The following is a 17629-nucleotide window of genomic DNA, read 5'->3' on the forward strand; positions in this document are numbered from 1 at the left end:
CAAAAAGAACAGGTTGAGTGTTGCTTAAAACTAACTTTTTGTGGTATTCGTAACACCTTACCTATTAAAATGGTCTTTGTTAAAACGTTCGGACTCGCCCTTTGGAATAGAAAGGGGTTTCCATTTTTCTGCTTTGATCATCTTTCCCAGCAGTACAATTTGCCCTACATGGCTGCTATAGTGTGCCAACTGTCTGTGTACAGCTTGGACTATAGTGTGGTCTTCGTTTCTTATTTTTAGTACTGTGTTGAAATTCTTTGGAGATACCGAATTCAATGCGTTGAACAAACACTGCCAACCGGTTTCCCAAGCAGCTAGCATTTCTTCTTTGGTCCGGTATGGTTGCTCAAATTCGTTTTCGCGATTGCGCCACGGTTTCTCTCCGTCCTCGGTTAAGAAGTTGGTCCAACGGCTGAGCATATTGCCGGACATGTGTTTAACAATTAAGGCAATAGAATTGTCGCTTTCGTTCAGTTTCCAGTGTATATCACTTTCGTTGAGCTGAACAAAAGTTTGCTCGCCCATGGTTTTGTAGCGACTAAATTCAAAAAGGACACTTTTTATAAACTCTTTGGGGTATTCCATTTTCGTGAATGATTTTGAATATAAAATTATTGAAATACCCAAGTAGTTGCACTATTCGGCAGGCACAAAATCTAATGCCACTCCGTTAATGCAATGTCTTAGTCCTGTAGGCTCAGGGCCATCTTCAAAAACATGACCTAAATGTCCTCCGCAAGTAGCGCAGTGTTCCTCGGTTCTTTTGTAGCCAATTTTATAATCAACATCGTAGGCTACATTTCCCTTTATTTCTTCATAGAAACTTGGCCATCCCGTACCGGACTTAAATTTGGTATTACTTTTAAAAAGTTCTGTACCACAAGCAGCACAGACATAGGTGCCTTCTTTTTTGTTGTCCAACAGGTCAGATGTAAAAGGGTTTTCCGTAGCCGCTTTACGAAGTACATAAAACTCTTCAGGGGTAAGCTCCTTTTGCCATTCGGCTTCGGTTTTTACAACACTAAAGTTAGATTCTTTTTTCTCGGTTGTTTCCTGTGCTATTTCCTTTTTCTGAGAATTTCCTTGGCAGCCTACAAGGGCAAATCCAATGACAATAAGTATATTTTTGTACATAGCTTTTTTTAGTTTTTCAGTTCTTTATTAGACGAAAGAGAAGTGGCTTCCTTTCAAATTTAACTGTATTTACGGTGTTTTTTAAGAATAGTTTTGATTTGGCCGTAAAAACGAACACCCCGCTCAAAAATGAGTAGGGTGTTTGTTTTGTACCTCGGGGGGTGAATTATTTCCGTGATATTTTTTGAACATCTGCCTCCGTAAGCCCCATGCTGCTCATTACCGCAGAAATGCTGCTTTTGTCTATTTTGGCAGTTGCAGCTTGACCGGGCACTATAACGAACCTGAAAAGCTGGCCTTGTGTAAATTGGGTTTCTAAATTTGATAGGTCATAGTTGCCAGAAATAAGGATTTCTACATCTTTTGTAGTGTGCCCCGGAGTATATTGAATGGTTCCGTTGTTTGTAAAGAAAGCTTGCGGTATCAGATTCCAAACATCATCTTGGCTACCGTCCTGAAATTCTACTGTTCTATCATACTGGTATACTAATACGGCATCGTTGGGCAATACCTCAAAACTTGTAAAATCTTCAAAGACCAAAATGCTTTCGTACAAATTATCTTCTGGTATATAAGTGAAGTCTACATCATCTACTTCAAATACTTGACCCTGTATGCCATCTAAGCCATCCTGGCCAGGTTCACCGTCAAATCCCGGAGGTCCTGTGGGTCCTTCGCATGATATAAAAAAAAGTGTAAAAGCTGTACCGAGTAAAAGAAGCGTTCTCTTCATAATATTTATTTTAAAATTGAATTTCTTAACATATTTAAGATTCTTTTTTCAAAAAGCGTTCCATTTTTCAATTATTCGTATCTTTTATTTGTAACATTGAAATGCTGATTAAAACTTAATTAACAAATAGGTAAGCTTTTTTGTAAAGTTCCTTAGATTTGTCAGCATCACCTAACTAATCGAACACTATGCCACAAGTAACTGTTTTTAGTCTTTTCTCGGATTTTGATATTGACCTTTTCAAATCAGGAAAACATTTTAGATTATATGAAAAGTTAGGTTCTCACCCAATGGAATTGAATGGGGTAAAGGGTACCTATTTTGCAGTTTGGGCACCATCCGCAAGGGCGGTATCCGTAATTGGTAATTTTAATGATTGGAACGATAGCCAACACCTGCTAAATGTTAGATGGGATGGCAGTGGTATTTGGGAAGGCTTTGTTCCAGAAGTTGGAGTTGGTGAGATTTATAAGTATAAAATATATTCAAATAACCATGGTGCCGTAACCGAAAAGGCAGATCCATTTGCAAGATATTGCGAGCAGCCCCCAAGGACCGCTTCTATTATTTGGAAGGAAGATTATAAGTGGGAGGATAAAAAATGGATGGAAACACGGAAAGCGAAAAATGCTTTGGATGCACCTTTCTCAGTTTACGAAGTACATTTAGGTTCTTGGAAAAGAGATAAGGATGGAAACTTTTTGACCTATGAACAACTCGCTCAAGACTTGGTGGCTTATGTTAGGGAAATGGGCTTTACACATGTGGAATTCATGCCTATTATGGAATTTCCATACGATCCATCATGGGGTTATCAACTTACGGGATATTTTGCACCAACATCTAGGTTTGGTGATCCTGAAGGCTTTAAATTATTGGTAGATGCATTGCACCAAGCTGAAATAGGAGTAATATTGGATTGGGTTCCTTCTCATTTTCCTGAGGATGCACACGGTCTTGGCTTTTTTGATGGGTCTCATTTATATGAACATCCAGATAGAAGAAGAGGATATCACCCAGATTGGAAGAGCTTAATTTTTAACTACGGAAGAAACGAAGTCCGTGCCTTTTTAATCAGTAATGCCATATTCTGGTTAGATCAGTTTCATGCAGATGCCTTGCGTGTTGATGCTGTGGCCTCAATGCTTTACCTAGATTATTCTAGGGAAGATGGGGAGTGGGAGCCCAACATGTACGGCAATAACGAAAACCTTGAAGCTTTATCTTTTATAAGGGAGTTTAATGAAGCGGTTTACGGTAGCTTTCCGGATGTACAGACCATTGCGGAAGAATCTACTGCTTTTTCCGGGGTTTCCAAACCAGTAATGTATGGAGGGCTAGGTTTTGGTATGAAGTGGATGATGGGTTGGATGCATGATACTTTAGAGTACTTTAAAAAAGAAGCAATTTATAGAAGGCACCATCAGAACGATCTTACTTTTAGCGCCACGTATGCCTTTACGGAAAACTTTATGTTGCCTTTCTCACATGATGAGGTGGTCTACGGCAAGCAATCCTTAGTGTACCGCATGCCGGGCGATGAATGGCAGCGTTTTGCAAACTTGCGTTTGATGTTCGGTTATATGTTTACGCACCCCGGTACCAACCTTATTTTTATGGGAGGCGAATTTGGACAGACCAGTGAATGGAATTTTCAGAAAAGTTTAGATTGGCATCTTACGCAGTACGAAGTGCATAGCGGTGTGCAAGAGCTTATAAAAGATTTGAACGCTATCTACAAAGGTTTCCCGGCTTTATATCAGAAGCAGTTTAGCCCGGATGGTTTTCAGTGGATAGATTATGGAGACCATGAAAACTCTGTCTTGACTTATATAAGAAGAGGTCATGATACGGAAGATGATATATTCATTGCCTGTAACTTTACGCCGGTTCCCAGGGAAAAATATAAAATAGGTATTCCAAAGACCTCTGGTAAGATTAAAATCATCTTAAATAGCGATGATAAAAAATATGGAGGAGCCGGTATGGATCCAAAAATTTCTAGTATCAAGAAAAACGCTTGGCATGGCCGCGAACAATCGGTAGAATTGACGATTCCGCCTTTAAGTATTGTCATTTTTCAGTAGGTAGGCCATCTTTAATCATAATAGTTGGTAAATGTTTTGAAATCATTTCGTTTTTAAGGTTTAAAGTCTTTTTTTTGTTAGTCTTTAAAGATCAAACAAATGATAACCAACACAGAACTAGAATATAAAGGAAACTTATACCCCAATCATATTGTAGATTATGTAAGGGATAAGGATAAGTTTTATTTTACTACGGAAAACGGGGTAATTTTAGAAGTTACCGTAATTCAAGATAGAACTATTAGGTTCCGTTATGGAACTGAACATGCATTTCAGCCAGATTTTTCTTATGCTATAGACCCTAATGCGAGCAGGGGTTACAGTCATCTAGACTGTTTGGAAACTAAAACAGAGTACATAATTGAAACCTCTAGGCTTCAGATACTTGTTGATAAAAAGACACTACGTACCCAGATATCCGATTTAAACGGTAATATCATAATGGAAGACGAACTTGGTTTTCATTGGGAAGAAAACTATGAACACGGTGGTAACACTGTAAAAATGAGTAAAATCACTCAAAATACCGAAAGTTTCTATGGTATGGGTGACAAAGCTACCCATAGTAACCTTAAAGGAAAAAGAGTAAACAATTGGGTAACGGATCAATACGCTTACGGTAAAGACCAAGACCCACTTTATAAAGCAATTCCTTTTTATATTGGCTTGCACAGCGGTCAAGCCTACGGTGTTTTCTTTGATAATAGTTTTAAGACCCATTTTGATTTTGCACATGAACGCCGTTCTACCACCAGCTTTTGGGCAGACGGTGGTGAAATGAACTATTATTTTTTCTACGGGCCAGAAATGCACAAAGTAGTTAGGGCCTATACGAATTTAACCGGAGCTCCCGAGCTACCGCCGTTATGGGCATTGGGATATCACCAGTCCAAGTGGAGTTATTTTCCAGAGAGCAATGTAAAAGATATCGCAAAGCAGTTCAGGGATCTAAAAATACCATGTGATGCCATTTATTTAGATATTGATTATATGGACGGGTTTAGGTGCTTTACTTGGGATAAGAAGAGATTTCCAGAGCCTAAACGTATGATCGATGAATTGTTTGAAGATGGTTTTAAGACCGTAGTCATGATCGATCCCGGTATTAAGGTGGATAAGGATTACTGGATCTATCAAGAAGCCGTAGAAAACGATTATTTCTGTAAACGTGCCGATGGACCAAGAATGAAAGGAAAAGTATGGCCGGGAGAATGTAATTTTCCAGATTTTACAAACCCGGAAGTGCGTGAGTGGTGGGCGGAACTTTATAAGGAATTCATGGCCGAGATTGGCGTTCATGCCGTTTGGAACGATATGAACGAACCTGCGGTAATGGAAGTGCCAACGAAAACAGCTCCGTTGGATACACGCCACGATTATGACGGAAACCCTAGTAGCCACAGAAAAGCGCATAATATTTATGGTATGCAAATGGTGCGGGCAACCTATGAAGGTGTAAAAAGATATGTATATCCTAAAAGACCTTTGGTAATAACCAGAGCGGCCTATGCCGGTACGCAACGTTTTGCATCCACTTGGACAGGGGATAATGTGGCCACTTGGGAACATTTATGGATCGCCAACGTTCAGATGCAGCGTATGTGTATGAGCGGGTATTCTTTTGTAGGGTCGGATATTGGTGGTTTTGCTGAGCAGCCTAACGGAGAGCTTTTTGCAAGGTGGATTCAGTTGGGTGTTTTTCATCCATTTTGTAGGGTACATTCAAGTGGTGATCACGGTGATCAAGAACCTTGGTCTTTCGGTAAAGAGGTTACGGACATTGTTAGAAAGTTCATTGAGTTACGTTACGAATTGTTACCTTACTTGTACACCATGTTCTGGAGGTACTCTAAAGAAGGGACGCCAATGTTATTGCCAATAGTTTGTTATGACCAAGAGGATACACAAACACATTTTAGAACAGATGAGTTCATTTTTGGAGAACAGATTTTAGTTTGTCCAATTCAAGAACCAAACGCAAAAGGCCGTAGAATGTATATTCCTAGAGGCGATTGGTATAATTATTGGAATGATGAAGTTGTAGAAGGAGGAAAAGAAAAATGGGTAGTTGCAGATATTGATAAGATTCCGTTATTCATTAAAGCAGGTGCTATTATTCCAAAATACCCGGTGCAGCAGTATGTAGGTGAGTTGGAAATCAAGGAATTAACGTTGGATGTATATTTTACAGAAGGCGCTGAAAACTCTACCGTTTATGAAGATGCCGAAGACGGCTACACGTATGAAAACGGAAAATATAGTTTAAGAAACTTTAAACTTTTAGGGAAAGAGGGCGAGCTGAAGATAGAGCAATTTAAAGACGGTGCTTTTATAACTAGCTATGAAACATTTAAAATTAAATTGCATGGCCTTCCTTTTAAAATAGGAAAAGTACAGATAGATAATGAGAAGGTATCCATAAAGGACATTATGCCAAATGGGGATAATACCGTGCATGTAAGCAAAGATTTTACTCAATTGCGCATTACTGCTGAATAACTTTTTTTGTACTTTACGGCTCTAAACATAACCGCAATGAAAAAGATAATTTTAGTTTTAGCCCTATTTTTGGGGGTAGCCGCTTGTAAAACAAATCCGTTTACAGGCAAAAAAGTATTGAATTTTTATCCCAATAGTCAAATTTTTCCAACGGCATTTGCCCAATATGACCAGTTCTTAACGGAAAACAAGGTAGTTGAGAATTCGGCAGAGGCAAAGATGATAACCAAAGTTGGTCAACGTATCTCTTCTGCAGCCGAAAGATGGTTGAGCGCAAATGGATATTCCGGATATCTTCAGGATTATAAGTGGGAGTATAACCTAGTAGCAGATGAAACGGTAAACGCATGGTGTATGCCAGGTGGTAAGATTGTTTTTTATACGGGTATTTTACCTATTTGTGATGGCGAAAGAGGTGTTGCCGTTGTAATGGGCCACGAGGTAGCTCACGCTTTGGCAGATCATGGGGCGCAGCGTATGAGTGCGGGTACATTACAGCAATTAGGAGCTGTAGCGGGTAATGTGGCTATTCAGGATCCACAGAAAAGAGAGATGTTCAATCAGGCCTATGGTGTAGGTTCTCAAGTAGGTGTAATGTTGCCTTTTAGCCGAAGTCATGAAACCGAGGCCGACCGTATTGGTTTGCAGATTATGGCAATTGCCGGGTATGATCCAAAGGAAGCTGCCGAACTGTGGAAGCGTATGAAAGCGAATAGTGGGGGAGAAGCGCCACCAGAATTTATGAGTACGCACCCATCTAACGATACAAGAATCAATAACTTAACGGAATGGGCACCAGCAGCAAGAGCAGAAGCTAAGAAGTTTGGTGTAACCAGCTTTCAATAGATCTTACAATTATTGTATATTTAAAACCGTTCTTAAAAAGAACGGTTTTTTTATACCATTATGTCAGAAACCAACCTTCCAAAAGGAAGTAAAAAACTCCTGAATGCTTGGGCATTCTATGATTGGGCCAACTCAGTTTACAACCTTGTAATCTCATCTGCCATATTTCCTATCTTTTATGGAGCACTTACCTTGGTGAAAGATGAAAACGGTAAAGTTTTGGACGATACCGTTCACTTTATGGGTGTCGATTTTAACAATGATACTTTAATTAGTTATGTGACGGCGGCAGCATTTTTGGTCGTGTCTTTTCTGAGTCCATTTTTAAGTGGAATAGCGGATTATGTGGGGAATAAGAAAATCTTCATGAAATTCTTTTGCTATCTAGGAGCTGCATCATGTATTGGGCTGTATTGGTTTAGTATGGATTTTCTTTGGTTTGGCCTGTTATGTTACTTTATGGCTTTAATTGGTTTTTGGGGGAGTATTGTTTTTTACAATTCCTATTTGCCCGATATAGCTTTTCCTGAGCAGCAGGACCGCATCAGTGCTAAAGGTTATTCTTTAGGATACATAGGTAGTGTAATACTTTTGGTTATTTGTTTGGCCATGATTCTTAAGTATGATGCTTTTGGGTTTGAAGATGAGGGTATGCCAACACGTCTGTCTTTTGTTCTTACGGGGCTTTGGTGGATAGGTTTTAGTCAATACACCTATTATCATCTGCCAAAGGGTAACAAGAAAGAAACTTTTACAAAGGATATTCTGTTCAACGGTTTTAAAGAGTTGCGATTGATTTGGTCAAAAATTAAGCTCAATGTACCGTTAAAACGATATCTAGGCGCATTTTTTGTCTACAGTATGGCAGTACAGACCATTATGCTCATCGCAACCTATTTTGGAATAGAAGAGCTGGACTGGGGTGCGACCAACTCTACTACGGGACTAATAGTGAGTATTCTCTTAATTCAGATTGTAGCTGTGTTAGGCGCATTCGTAACTTCCCGTTGCTCTGCACGTTTTGGGAATATTAGCACATTGGTAGTTTTAAACCTCATTTGGATTTTCATCTGCGTTTTTGCTTATACCATAACCACACCTATGGAATTTTATATTACGGCTGGAGCAGTCGGTCTTGTAATGGGGGGTATACAGTCGTTATCTCGCTCTACGTATTCCAAGCTTCTGCCAGAGGATGCAGTCGATACCGCATCTTACTTCAGTTTTTATGATGTAGCCGAAAAAATAGGAATTGTCATAGGAATGTTGAGTTACGGTTATATAGCACAACTAACCGGAAGCATTAGATATTCAATTATCTTTTTGGGACTATTTTTCTTAATAGGCATGTTCCTTTTAACGAGGGTCAATAAAAAAGCCCCTATAAAAGAGGCTTAGTTTGATGACCGTTATTCGCTTTTTGATGTATTAATAACTTGAAACATCTCCGGAGCCGGATGTTTTTGTATCCACTTTTTTAGGGTTGCCACGGTAGTTAATATCTCCAGAACCTGAGACTCTAGCTTTTAGTTTTTCATTTGCCGTAACCTTAATATCGGCCGAACCGGAAACCGTGGCTTCCACATTATCGGCAATTAGGTCATAGGCTTTAATGTCTCCCGAACCGGAAATGGTAGCTTCAAAATCACGGGTGTTTCCGCTGAGGTTCATATCGCCTGATCCAGACATGGTAGCTACCATCGTATCCGTATCAACTTCTAAAGTGATATCACCGGAGCCGGACATCGATGTTTTTAAGCGAGAAGTTTTTAGCGTCGTTTGGCCGACTATATCACCAGAGCCAGATAGACTGAGTGCATCTATGCTTTCTACTGGTACTTTAATCTGTATGCTATTATTGCGTAAAGAAGGTTTTAAGTTCACTCCTTTTTGAACCTTGATGATCAATTTACCCTTATCTACTTCGGTAATAATATATTCCAAGAGATTTTCTTCGCCCTTTATGACCAATTCGCCCTCGTTACCGCTAACTAAATCAACATCAAACCATCCGGATACCGCAATGGCTTCATAATCGCTAACGTTACGCTCTATGGTAACTACGTTTCCGTTTCCTCTCACCCCTTTGCCCCATTGTGCGGAACAAGAGATGGTTGCAAATGCTAAACCTAATACAATAAATTTTTTCATGACTGTTTGTTTTAATTGATTTTTGATGATGATTTAATTTTTGTAAAATGATACACCTCCATAGTCGCTAACGATAGAAACCGAATTTTCACTATTTGCAGAACCGTGAAAGCCTTTGTAATACGTACTTGAATTCTTTTCTTGACTTATGTTGATCTCAAAATCGTCTTTACCACTCACTCCTGAATATGAGGTATTGATTTCAAAATTGAAATGGTAACTTGGAGAATACCCTATTTTTATACCTGTGTAATCAGTTTTCAATTGCATATTTCCTGCATCTTCTGCCATGTTTTCTATTTTAAGAGAACCATAGTCTGCAGCTATATCTACATTGCCATGAACCGTTCCTAATCGTACGGTTATATAGTTGCCTGTCCCTTGAACGTTACTGACCTCGCCAACCTCAATTTTTCCGTAGTCGCTTGAGTATTGTAAATTTTCCATCTGCTCTATGGAGCTATTGGTATAGTCTGCGCTAATGATAAGGTTTCCGGCTTTTTCAATTTCAAAACCAGAATAATCCGCTGAAATTTTACCACTCTTAATATACGAAATTGTTGATTTTGTAGTGTAATCAAAGGTTAACTGATTGTTACGACCTCTGAGTTCCCCTATGTCCAACCTTCCGTAGTCACAGCTTATTTTTGCATGTCCGTCTATACGGTCAATACTAATACTGCCGTAATCATTGTCTAAGTCAATATTGCTCTTTACGGGAAGTTTTATGGTGTAGTTGATCTGCATGTTTACATTGTTACTGCTGCCCCAGTTCCAGCCCCATTTACTTTTATTCGCATTGAAAATAGTTCTAGCGGATACGGAACTTTTGCTAGCGTCAAAATCTACCGTTATTTCATCTAGTTTGTCCTGAGCTTTTTCTTCATTGTTGCTATTTGTGGTTATGTGTACCTCTATTAGAATGCGGTTTTCGTTCCAAGAAATGATATTAAGGTTTCCGTAACTGTTTTGAACATCCAAAAGTGCATCACTATTGACCTGGAACTCCTTTTTTATGGTCTTTTCTTTGGTATACCTTCCCTTTAGCGGCCCATTGTTTGCAGATAGCAATATGGGAAGCATGAACAACAGAATGGTGAATGGGTTATATAGTAGTTTCTGCATTATCGTAGTTTTTTAAGTTTTTTATAGATTCAATGGTATTGAGAACATCCTGTAACAGGTCAATACGAGTTTGAAAATTAGTTATCATAGCGCTTAAGATAAGTTTGCTGTTCCCTCCATTAATCAGGTCTTGTTCCAATTTGGTATAGTTGGTTTCCAGTTTTTTAAGCTGTATCATGGTGTCATCAACAATTCTTTTGGTTTCAGGCGTGCTTTCGTTTTTAAGTTCTTTAACCTGCTCCTCAATGAGACTGGCAAAGTAAAATTCGGTACGTGAAACTTCTGGTGAGATTTCTGCCACCTGTTCCTCAATTGAGGGTTCAGAGTTATAAATACCAAAAGTAATTACACATATAATGGCAATTGAGGCCGCTACTGATAAAGGCTTCCACCATATTCTATTTTTAGTGTCTAAGGTTTTAGCGCCCTGTTGGACATTTAACCTTTCTAAAAATCGTTGTTCGTGACCAGGGGCAGGAGCCTCAAGGTCAAAAGAACCCTCTAAGTTTTTGAACAGTTTATCTATACTATCTTTTTGCATCTTACGCTACCTTTAATTTATTTCGCAGGCTTTCCTTGGCCCGGGAAATAGTAGTTCTACAATTTGAATAACTTATATTCATAATCTCACATATCTCTTCATAATCATACCCTTCAATAAGATGTAAGGTCAAAGAAATTCTATAATTGTCTTTCAATTGCTTCATGGTATCCATCACTTTTTGAGCCTTCGGTTCTGTAAACGCATGAGAATCGGCAACGCCTATTTCGTTATCTTCGACCTTGTACAACACATCTTCAAAAGCAACTTCGTTTTTTTTCTGTTGCTTTCTGTAATGATAGATACTGTTGTTTATTACAATGCGTTTCAACCAAGAGCCAAATGTAACCTCGCCTTTAAACGTATGCAGTTTCGTAAACGCGTTTAGAAACGATTCTTGCATAACGTCCTCGGCTTGGTCGCTCGTTTTTACAATTCGCACAGCCGTGTTGTACATGGCTTTGTAATAGCGGTTGTAAACTTCAAGCTGGGCACTTTGCTTTCCGTTTAGACACAATTGTAACAATGTATCAATATGTTCTCTTTCGTGGCTCAAAAGTGAATGGTTTCTTTATAGATGACGTAAGTTATGGATTGTTACAGTTGGGTCGAAAAAAATAAATAAACATGATTTGGGAGGATGGCATAAGAATTGCCAATATTGCACCGATAGAAAAGGTGCTATGCTTGTATAGGCTACCTATACTAGCACTTTAGATGAATATGATGTTAATAGATAACTAAGGGTTTTGTCATTAAAATGACAGAATGACCGCAATTGATACTATGGGAGATTCTAAATTCACGAATTTTGACAATATGTCGCTACAGTCCATCGATGAAGATGCTGAGCTTATACCCCTTTTGACCGCAGAAGACGAGGAGGAAATGAATAACGAGGCTTTGCCCGAAACACTTCCTATCCTTCCTTTACGTAATACCGTTTTGTTTCCTGGCGTTGTAATTCCTATTACCGCGGGCAGGGATTCATCCATCAATCTTATAAAAGATGCGAATAATGGATCTAAAGTAATTGGTGTTGTTTCTCAAAAGGATAAGGATACAGAAAACCCAACTGTAAATGATATAAATGTTCTGGGTACGGTAGCACGCATTTTACGTGTGTTAAAAATGCCAGATGGGAATACTACGGTAATCCTGCAAGGTAAAAAACGTTTTGAAGTTGCCGAGATGCTTACGGAAGAGCCGTATATGACCGCAACCGTAAGGGATACGAATGAAGAAAGGCCTAACCCTACAGAACCTGAATTTTTAGCGATTATTGAATCTATAAAAGATTTAGCGTTAAAAATTATTAGGGATAACCCCAATATACCAAGTGAAGCATCCTTTGCAATTAAGAATATTCAGAGCAACTCGTTCTTAATTAATTTTGTTTCTTCTAACCTAAATCTTGGTGTGAATGAAAAACAGGAGTTATTGGAAATCAATAATCTTCAAGAACGTGCGCTAGCTACTTTAAAGCATATGAATCTGGAGCTCCAAAAATTGGAGTTGAAGAATGACATTCAGTCTAAGGTCCGCAATGACATGGATCAGCAGCAGCGTGAGTATTTCTTGCATCAGCAAATGAAGACCATTCAAGAAGAATTGGGCGGTGTTTCGCATGATGATGAGATATTTGAAATGCGAAAAAAGGCCAAAAAGAAAAAATGGGACGATAAGGTTAAGGAGCATTTTGAAAAGGAACTGGCCAAAATGCAACGTATGAATCCGCAAGTGGCGGAGTATTCCATCCAGAGAAATTATTTAGACCTTTTTCTAGATTTGCCATGGAACGAATTTTCAAAAGATAAGTTTGATTTAAAACGCGCTCAAAAAATTCTAGATAGAGACCATTACGGACTTGAGGATGTGAAGCGACGTATAATTGAGTACTTGGCAGTTTTGAAGTTAAGAAATGATATGAAATCGCCCATTTTATGTTTGTACGGGCCTCCAGGGGTCGGTAAAACTTCCTTGGGTAAATCGGTTGCTGAAGCCCTTGGTCGTGAATATGTGAGGATTTCTTTGGGAGGTTTAAGAGATGAGGCGGAAATACGTGGGCATAGAAAAACCTATATAGGGGCAATGCCGGGTAGAATTATTCAAAGCCTTAAAAAGGCCGCAACATCTAATCCTGTTTTTATCCTAGACGAAATAGATAAACTTAGCAGTAGTCACCAAGGTGACCCTTCTTCTGCTATGCTAGAGGTTTTGGATCCAGAGCAGAATAGTGAGTTTTATGATAACTTTTTGGAGATGGGGTATGATCTTTCTAAGGTAATGTTCATAGCTACGGCCAATAATTTGGGCACTATTCAACCTGCACTTCGTGATCGTATGGAAATCATAAATGTTACGGGGTATACAATTGAAGAAAAAGTTGAAATAGCTAAAAGACATTTGTTGCCAAAACAATTAAAAGAACACGGTCTTACTTCAAAAGATTTGTCAATAGGAAAGCCTCAACTGGAAAAAATAGTTGAAGGGTATACGCGTGAGTCAGGCGTTCGTTCTTTAGAAAAGCAGATTGCCAAAATGGTGCGTTATGCGGCAAAGAACATTGCTACTGAGGAAGAATACATAATTAAGGTCACCAATGAGGTGGTTGAAAAAGTTTTGGGACCAGCACGCTTGGAGCGCGATAAGTATGAGAATAATGATGTGGCAGGAGTTGTTACGGGTCTGGCATGGACAAGTGTAGGTGGCGATATTCTTTTTATTGAATCGATCTTATCAAAAGGTAAGGGAGCTATGAACATTACCGGAAACTTAGGTAAGGTAATGAAAGAATCGGCTACGATTGCCATGGAGTACATCAAATCAAATGCAGAGCGATTTGAAATAAATCCGGAAATTTTTGAAAAGTATAATGTGCATATTCACGTACCAGAAGGTGCTACTCCAAAAGACGGACCTAGTGCGGGTATTACTATGCTAACCTCCTTGGTGTCTTTGTTCACACAAAAGAAAGTGAAGAAGAGTTTGGCTATGACCGGTGAAATAACCCTACGGGGAAAAGTATTACCGGTAGGGGGGATAAAAGAAAAAATTCTTGCGGCTAAAAGGGCACGTATCAAAGAGTTAATTCTTTGTAAAGACAATGAAAGAGATATTTTAGAGATAAAAAAAGAGTACCTTAAGGGTCTGAAATTTCATTATGTTACGGATATGCACGAAGTGGTGGATATAGCTATTACGGGACAGAAAGTAAAGAACGCTAAAAAACTCTAATGTCTAAGATAACGATTGCCATAGATGGGTTTTCTTCAACAGGGAAAAGTACGCTAGCTAAACAACTGGCCAAAGAGTTGGGTTATGTGTATGTAGATACCGGTGCCATGTACCGTGCTATAACATTGTTTGCAATGCGTAATGGTTTCATTGGTAGCGGAGAAGAAAGGCTAGAAGAATTGGTGAAAGTTTTACCTAAGATCAAATTACATTTTGTACCCAATCCGGAGCTAGGTTTTTCTGAAATGTATCTTAATGATGAGAATGTAGAAAAGGAGATACGTACCATGCAGGTGTCCAGTTTTGTTAGTAGAATTGCTGAAATAGAGCAAGTGCGCTACAAGTTGGTGGAAATGCAGAAAGCAATGGGCAAGGAGAAGGGTATTGTTATGGACGGTAGGGATATTGGAACTGTAGTTTTTCCTGATGCCGAACTTAAAGTGTTTATGACGGCCTCTCCACAAGCAAGGGCTACCCGTAGATATAAAGAGTTATTAAATAGAGGAGAAGAAGTTTCTTATGAAGATGTTTTGGAAAATGTTCAAAAACGGGATTTTATAGATTCTCACCGTGAGTTTTCTCCTTTGCGAAAAGCAGAAAACGCTATAGAATTTGATAATAGTGATATGGGACTGAAAGAGCAGTTTGAACGGCTGCTCAGTATTGCCGATCGCTGTATTGAAAAAGTATAAAAAAAGCTGCCAGATTTAAATCTGGCAGCTTTTTGCTTATGTGTCTTCGGTTATTCTTAGATATTAGGAATAACAAGAACTTGATCAGGGTGAATAACGTCCGGGTTACTCAATACACCTGTGTTGGCAGCAAAAATCTGCTTGTATTTCATTGGGTCTCCATAATACTCCTTTGCAATTTTACTTAGAGATTCACCACTTTTTACAGTGTGTCTATGATATACTGAAGAATCGGCTACCGTGATATTGGCTTTAAGGTCAGAAGGGTTTTCACCACCTAATTGCTTTATTTTATCCCAAAGCAAGTTTTTCTCATATTGGGTTTCGGCTTCGCCCTTAATTTTTAGCACTCCGTTTTCTTCGGAAACATCCCCGTTTTTTATACCCAATTGTTCACCAAGATTTAAAACTTCTTGATATTTTGCTTTAACGCTCATACTTATACTTTTTAATGGTTAATATTCTTGACCCCAAGATAACGATAAAACCACTGTTTTGCGTATAAAATAGAGTAAAAAAAGGACCTAAAAGGATTGTGGTTGTAAGAAGGTTGGTAAACTAATAAAAAAGATGTATTTTTGCACTCCTTTTTTACAAATACATCAAGAGTGAAAAGGAAAGATAAAATTTTACATATAACTACTTCTACGGTCATTGTTTAGCTCTTGTAACATCGTAGAATACAAATTTAAGATCAGCAATGGCTGAAGAAAAAACAACAGCTCAGGTAGAAGAAACTGCTGCCGAAGCAAAACAAGAAGTAAAAGAACAAGCTCCTAAGCAAGATCCAAAAGAGTTTTTGGAAAACTTTAATTGGGAGAAATACGAGGAAGGTATTGAAAGAGTAGATGACTCTAAATTAGAGGAATTCGAAAAATTGGTAGCTGAGAACTTCGTAGACACTGCCGATGAAGAGGTAGTTGAAGGTAAGGTTGTTTATTTAACCGACCGTGAGGCGATTATAGACATCAACGCCAAATCTGAAGGTGTTATTTCATTGAACGAATTCCGTTACAACCCTAACTTAAAAGTAGGTGATAAGGTTGAAGTTCTTATTGATATCCGTGAAGATAAGAGTGGTCAATTGGTTCTTTCTCACAGAAAGGCTAGAACCATTATGGCTTGGGATCGTGTAAATGCGGCCCATGATAAAGAAGAAATTGTTAGTGGTTTCGTTAAGTGTAGAACTAAAGGTGGTATGATCGTAGATGTCTTTGGCATCGAAGCTTTCTTACCAGGTTCTCAAATTGATGTGAAGCCTATTCGTGATTACGATCAGTATGTTGGTAAGACAATGGAATTCAAAGTGGTTAAAATTAACCATGAATTCAAGAACGTTGTAGTATCTCACAAAGCGTTGATCGAAGCGGATATTGAAGAGCAGAAGAAAGAAATCATCAGCCAGTTAGAAAAAGGACAAGTGTTAGAAGGTGTTGTGAAAAACATTACTTCTTACGGTGTGTTTGTTGATCTTGGTGGTGTTGATGGATTGGTACACATTACCGATCTTTCTTGGAGCCGTATCAACCACCCGAACGAGGTTGTAGAATTGGATCAGAAAATCAACGTTGTTATACTTGATTTCGATGAGAACAAATCTAGGATCCAGTTGGGTATGAAGCAATTGGAGAAACATCCTTGGGATGCCTTGAGCGATGAAATCAAAATTGGAGACAAAGTAAAAGGTAAAGTAGTTGTAATTGCAGATTACGGTGCATTTATAGAGGTTGTTGAAGGTGTTGAAGGTTTGATCCACGTTTCTGAAATGTCTTGGTCTACGCACTTGCGTTCAGCTCAGGATTTCGTAAAAGTTGGTGATGAAGTAGAAGCTGTAGTGTTGACATTGGATCGTGAAGATCGTAAAATGTCTCTTGGTATCAAGCAATTGACTCCAGACCCATGGACAGATATTACTACTAAGTACCCTGTAGGTTCTAAGCATTCAGGTATCGTTAGAAACTTTACTAACTTCGGTGTCTTTGTTGAGATGGAAGAAGGTATTGATGGTCTTATCTATATCTCTGATCTTTCTTGGACTAAGAAAATCAAGCACCCATCTGAATTTGTTTCTGTAGGAGACAAAATGGAAGTTGAAGTGTTAGAGTTGGATGTTGAAGGTCGTAAGCTTAGCTTAGGTCACAAACAGACTACTGAGAATCCTTGGGATAAGTATGAAGCTGAATTTGCTGTAGATACCGTTCATAAAGCTACTATTTCCGATATCGTTGATAAAGGTGCTACAATAGACTTTAACGAAGATATCACTGCTTTCATTCCGCAACGTCATTTAGAGAAAGAAGATGGTAAGAAATTAGGTAAAGGAGACGAAGCCGAATTTAAGATCATTGAATTCAATAAAGATTTCAAGCGTGTTGTTGCAAGTCACACTGCTATTTTCCGCGAGGAAGAGCAGCGTAACGTTAAAGCAGCACAGAAGAAAGCTGCTGCATCTGCAGACGAGGCTAAACCTACATTAGGTGACGCTAACGAAGCATTGCAAGCGTTGAAAGATAAGATGGAAGGTAAGAAGTAAACCTTATATCAATTCATATAAAATCCCCATAGCCTTTTTGGTTATGGGGAT

The 17629-nt window shown here is 38.8% G+C and carries 15 protein-coding genes; 7 read left to right on the forward strand and 8 right to left on the reverse strand.

What is annotated here, in order from left to right; translation table 11 throughout:
• Positions 1-57: 57 nt before the first annotated feature.
• The 3 genes from P0077_RS14430 to P0077_RS14440 all read right to left on the reverse strand — a co-directional run bounded on the left by P0077_RS14430 (position 58) and on the right by P0077_RS14440 (position 1867).
• Positions 58-585: a DUF1572 family protein gene (locus P0077_RS14430; RefSeq protein ID WP_276165916.1), complete on the reverse strand. Its 528-nt coding sequence runs from the start codon at positions 583-585 to the stop codon at positions 58-60.
• Between the two features lie 51 nt (positions 586-636).
• Positions 637-1134 (reverse strand): peptide-methionine (R)-S-oxide reductase MsrB, encoded by a 498-nt coding sequence (msrB, locus tag P0077_RS14435; RefSeq protein ID WP_276165917.1) that lies wholly within the window; start codon positions 1132-1134, stop codon positions 637-639.
• A 166-nt stretch (positions 1135-1300) separates the two neighbouring features.
• Positions 1301-1867: a collagen-like triple helix repeat-containing protein gene (locus P0077_RS14440; RefSeq protein ID WP_276165918.1), complete on the reverse strand. Its 567-nt coding sequence runs from the start codon at positions 1865-1867 to the stop codon at positions 1301-1303.
• Between the two features lie 188 nt (positions 1868-2055).
• Between P0077_RS14440 and glgB the strand changes: the two genes are divergently transcribed.
• From glgB to P0077_RS14460, 4 genes are all read left to right on the forward strand, one after another.
• Positions 2056-3954, forward strand: coding sequence for a 1,4-alpha-glucan branching protein GlgB (gene glgB / locus P0077_RS14445; protein WP_276165919.1), 1899 nt, complete (start codon positions 2056-2058; stop codon positions 3952-3954).
• Positions 3955-4053: 99 nt separating this feature from the next.
• Positions 4054-6453, forward strand: a complete 2400-nt coding sequence (locus P0077_RS14450; protein ID WP_276165920.1) for a glycoside hydrolase family 31 protein — start codon at positions 4054-4056, stop codon at positions 6451-6453.
• Positions 6454-6489: 36 nt separating this feature from the next.
• Positions 6490-7299 carry a M48 family metallopeptidase gene (locus P0077_RS14455; protein ID WP_276165921.1) on the forward strand — a complete coding sequence of 270 codons (810 nt, stop codon included), beginning with the start codon at positions 6490-6492 and terminating at the stop codon, positions 7297-7299.
• Positions 7300-7359: 60 nt separating this feature from the next.
• On the forward strand, positions 7360-8697 hold the full coding sequence (locus tag P0077_RS14460) for an MFS transporter (RefSeq protein WP_276165922.1): 1338 nt from the start codon (positions 7360-7362) through the stop codon (positions 8695-8697).
• A 30-nt stretch (positions 8698-8727) separates the two neighbouring features.
• Here P0077_RS14460 and P0077_RS14465 read toward each other — a convergent pair whose 3' ends face one another.
• The 4 genes from P0077_RS14465 to P0077_RS14480 are packed head-to-tail and all read right to left on the reverse strand — an operon-like array spanning position 8728 to position 11672.
• Positions 8728-9450 carry a head GIN domain-containing protein gene (locus tag P0077_RS14465; protein ID WP_276165923.1) on the reverse strand — a complete coding sequence of 241 codons (723 nt, stop codon included), beginning with the start codon at positions 9448-9450 and terminating at the stop codon, positions 8728-8730.
• Between the two features lie 33 nt (positions 9451-9483).
• Complete coding sequence (locus P0077_RS14470) at positions 9484-10575, reverse strand: hypothetical protein (protein WP_276165924.1); 1092 nt, start codon at positions 10573-10575, stop codon at positions 9484-9486.
• Positions 10556-11116, reverse strand: coding sequence for a hypothetical protein (locus tag P0077_RS14475; protein ID WP_276165925.1), 561 nt, complete (start codon positions 11114-11116; stop codon positions 10556-10558). Before P0077_RS14475 ends, P0077_RS14470 begins: the two co-directional genes overlap by 20 nt.
• Before the next feature lies 1 nt (position 11117).
• Entirely contained in the window at positions 11118-11672 is a 555-nt protein-coding gene (locus P0077_RS14480; protein ID WP_276165926.1) for an RNA polymerase sigma factor, read from the reverse strand.
• Between the two features lie 230 nt (positions 11673-11902).
• Between P0077_RS14480 and lon the strand changes: the two genes are divergently transcribed.
• The gene (gene lon, locus P0077_RS14485) at positions 11903-14353 is read left to right on the forward strand and encodes an endopeptidase La (protein ID WP_276169209.1); all 2451 of its coding nucleotides are present in this window, start codon (positions 11903-11905) and stop codon (positions 14351-14353) included.
• The gene (gene cmk, locus P0077_RS14490) at positions 14353-15045 is read left to right on the forward strand and encodes a (d)CMP kinase (protein WP_276165927.1); all 693 of its coding nucleotides are present in this window, start codon (positions 14353-14355) and stop codon (positions 15043-15045) included. Before lon ends, cmk begins: the two co-directional genes overlap by 1 nt.
• A 56-nt stretch (positions 15046-15101) precedes the next feature.
• On the opposite strand, the gene P0077_RS14495 is transcribed toward cmk, so the two are convergent.
• Positions 15102-15482: a LysM peptidoglycan-binding domain-containing protein gene (locus tag P0077_RS14495; RefSeq protein ID WP_276165928.1), complete on the reverse strand. Its 381-nt coding sequence runs from the start codon at positions 15480-15482 to the stop codon at positions 15102-15104.
• 263 nt (positions 15483-15745) lie between these two features.
• Between P0077_RS14495 and rpsA the strand changes: the two genes are divergently transcribed.
• Positions 15746-17578, forward strand: a complete 1833-nt coding sequence (gene rpsA, locus P0077_RS14500) for a 30S ribosomal protein S1 (RefSeq protein WP_276165929.1) — start codon at positions 15746-15748, stop codon at positions 17576-17578.
• Positions 17579-17629: the final 51 nt, after the last annotated feature.

It is taken from the genome of Zobellia alginiliquefaciens, from assembly GCF_029323795.1.
Taxonomy (GTDB): Bacteria; Bacteroidota; Bacteroidia; order Flavobacteriales; family Flavobacteriaceae; genus Zobellia; species Zobellia alginiliquefaciens.

Excerpts from the sequence above, each read along its gene's own strand:
- P0077_RS14430 (WP_276165916.1), bottom strand. The coding sequence starts at position 585 with ATGGAATACCCCAAAGAGTTTATAAAAAGTGTCCTTTTTGAATTTAGT.
- msrB (WP_276165917.1), bottom strand. The coding sequence starts at position 1,134 with ATGTACAAAAATATACTTATTGTCATTGGATTTGCCCTTGTAGGCTGC.
- P0077_RS14440 (WP_276165918.1), bottom strand. The coding sequence starts at position 1,867 with ATGAAGAGAACGCTTCTTTTACTCGGTACAGCTTTTACACTTTTTTTT.
- glgB (WP_276165919.1), top strand. The coding sequence starts at position 2,056 with ATGCCACAAGTAACTGTTTTTAGTCTTTTCTCGGATTTTGATATTGAC.
- P0077_RS14450 (WP_276165920.1), top strand. The coding sequence starts at position 4,054 with ATGATAACCAACACAGAACTAGAATATAAAGGAAACTTATACCCCAAT.
- P0077_RS14455 (WP_276165921.1), top strand. The coding sequence starts at position 6,490 with ATGAAAAAGATAATTTTAGTTTTAGCCCTATTTTTGGGGGTAGCCGCT.
- P0077_RS14460 (WP_276165922.1), top strand. The coding sequence starts at position 7,360 with ATGTCAGAAACCAACCTTCCAAAAGGAAGTAAAAAACTCCTGAATGCT.
- P0077_RS14465 (WP_276165923.1), bottom strand. The coding sequence starts at position 9,450 with ATGAAAAAATTTATTGTATTAGGTTTAGCATTTGCAACCATCTCTTGT.
- P0077_RS14470 (WP_276165924.1), bottom strand. The coding sequence starts at position 10,575 with ATGCAGAAACTACTATATAACCCATTCACCATTCTGTTGTTCATGCTT.
- P0077_RS14475 (WP_276165925.1), bottom strand. The coding sequence starts at position 11,116 with ATGCAAAAAGATAGTATAGATAAACTGTTCAAAAACTTAGAGGGTTCT.
- lon (WP_276169209.1), top strand. The coding sequence starts at position 11,903 with ATGGGAGATTCTAAATTCACGAATTTTGACAATATGTCGCTACAGTCC.
- cmk (WP_276165927.1), top strand. The coding sequence starts at position 14,353 with ATGTCTAAGATAACGATTGCCATAGATGGGTTTTCTTCAACAGGGAAA.
- P0077_RS14495 (WP_276165928.1), bottom strand. The coding sequence starts at position 15,482 with ATGAGCGTTAAAGCAAAATATCAAGAAGTTTTAAATCTTGGTGAACAA.
- rpsA (WP_276165929.1), top strand. The coding sequence starts at position 15,746 with ATGGCTGAAGAAAAAACAACAGCTCAGGTAGAAGAAACTGCTGCCGAA.